Source organism: Mesorhizobium sp. M1D.F.Ca.ET.231.01.1.1 (genome assembly GCF_003999155.2).
Classification (GTDB): Bacteria; Pseudomonadota; Alphaproteobacteria; order Rhizobiales; family Rhizobiaceae; genus Mesorhizobium.
Map to the genome: position 1 here is coordinate 1 of NZ_RZOZ02000034.1, position 1968 is coordinate 1968.

Here is a 1968-nt window from a genome sequence, read left to right on the forward strand (position 1 = left end):
GTTGACGGCGGTGGCGAGCCAATCGCCCTCATAGTCGAGCGCGGCAAGCAACTCGGCCAGCGTGGTGGCGGCAATCTCACGCGCCTCGCCGTTGACCATCAGTTTCATGAGCATGCTCCTTGGTTCTGTCTTGACTGAAAACCAGGTCGGCAGCCTGGCGCGCCATGGCGGGGGCGAGGAGAAAACCGTGACGATAAAGACCGTTGATCGCGATGATCTCACCGTCTGTTTCGACGCGTGGCAAATTGTCGGGAAATGCCGGACGGACACCCACACCGGTTTCAACGATCTCGGCCTCACCAAAGGCCGGATGGAGGGCATGGGCGGCGCCCAGCAGCTCCATCATGGAACGCGCCGTCACCGGTCCGGCGCTCTGGCTTTCAATCATCGTCGCTCCGATCATGAAACGGTGATCGGTGCGCGGCACGGCATAAAGCGGAAAGCGTGGATGAAGCAAACGGACCGGCCGCGACAGCGAGACATCAGGCGTGCGAAGGATCAGCATTTCGCCGCGAACACCGCGCAGCCTGTCATCGGCCGCTGCCATTCCCATGCAGTCTATCTGACGGGCGAAACCCGAAACAGGCCGGGCGTCGCAGCCGAAGTGGAATTTGACACCCATGGTCGCAAGGTTGTCATGAAGTGCCGCCATCGCCTGGCGTGGGTCGAGGTGAGCCTCGTTGGGGAAGAGCAATCCACGCCGGAAGCGGCCGGCGAGGTCGGGTTCCAGGAGCGCAATTTCGTTTTCATCGACGCGCCTATGCCCTGACGTGCGACTGGCGAACCGGTCAAGCTCACCGGCATCACGCGGCGCGGCCACGACCAATGTCCCGGCCCGTGTCACCTGACCCGACAGCACCGCATCCCACCAGTCGGCAGCGTCGCGTCCGAGATCCAGCACCGGCTGCTCCGCGCTTTCGCGCTCGCACCATGGCGCCAGCATGCCGCCGGCGAACCACGACGCGTTGCCGCCAAGGCCATGCCGCATCTCGGCGACTGTGACCGTCGCGCCGCGGGCGGCGAGTTCGAAAGCGACGGTGAGGCCGGCAACGCCGGCCCCTTTGACGAGCACCCTCATGATGGTTTGGGAGCCTCCGGCACGACCGGTACGCCAGTCTCGTCCGCCGGCATGTAGAGATCGCCGCCCTCCCGGTATTTTGCCGCCATTGCCGCCATGCCTTCCTTCTGAGCCTCGGCACGGATGTCGTGGGAAATGCGCATGGAGCAGAATTTCGGCCCGCACATCGAACAGAAATGTGCCAGCTTGTGCGCCTCCTTGGGCAAGGTCTGGTCGTGGAAGGACCGTGCGGTTTCGGGGTCGAGCGACAGGTTGAACTGGTCCTCCCAGCGGAACTCGAAGCGCGCGCGCGAAAGGGCATCATCCCTGGTTTTCGCTGCCGGATGGCCCTTCGCCAGATCGGCTGCATGGGCGGCTATCTTGTAAGTGATCACCCCAATCTTGACGTCGTTGCGGTCGGGAAGGCCGAGATGCTCTTTCGGCGTGACGTAGCAAAGCATTGCGGTGCCGAACCAGCCTATCATGGCGGCACCTATCCCTGAGGTGATGTGGTCATAGCCCGGCGCGATGTCGGTCGTCAGCGGCCCCAACGTGTAGAACGGCGCCTCACCGCACACTGCGAGCTGCTTGTCCATGTTCTGCCTGATCTTGTGCATGGGGACATGGCCCGGGCCTTCGATCATCACCTGGCAGTCCTTTGCCCAGGCAATCTTGGTGAGTTCTCCAAGTGTTTCCAGTTCGGCGAATTGCGCCGCGTCGTTCGCATCGGCGATTGAACCGGGACGAAGGCCGTCGCCGAGCGAGAAGGAAACGTCATAGGCTCTGGCGATGTCGCAGATCTCCTCGAAATGCTCGTAGAGGAAGCTCTCCCGGTGATGGTGCAGGCACCATTTGGCCATGATCGAGCCGCCGCGCGAGACGATGCCCGTGACCCGGTCGACGGTCAGCGG

3 protein-coding genes are annotated in these 1968 nt (G+C 63.2%); all 3 read right to left on the reverse strand.

From position 1 onward, the window contains the following. On the reverse strand, positions 1 to 108 hold a 108-nt coding region (locus EN874_RS34695), incomplete at its 3' end, for a MoaD/ThiS family protein (RefSeq protein WP_281035895.1). Next, positions 77 to 1078 (reverse strand): glycine oxidase ThiO, encoded by a 1002-nt coding sequence (thiO, locus tag EN874_RS32100; RefSeq protein WP_126097313.1) that lies wholly within the window; start codon positions 1076 to 1078, stop codon positions 77 to 79. The genes EN874_RS34695 and thiO, both read right to left, overlap by 32 nt. Next, positions 1075 to 1968, reverse strand: an 894-nt coding sequence (locus EN874_RS32105; RefSeq protein WP_189348024.1) for a phosphomethylpyrimidine synthase ThiC, incomplete at its 5' end; no start/stop codon positions are given. The genes thiO and EN874_RS32105, both read right to left, overlap by 4 nt.

What these genes read in the sequence shown, in the direction of transcription:
- thiO (WP_126097313.1), bottom strand. Translation starts at nt 1,078, where the DNA reads ATGAGGGTGCTCGTCAAAGGGGCCGGCGTTGCCGGCCTCACCGTCGCT.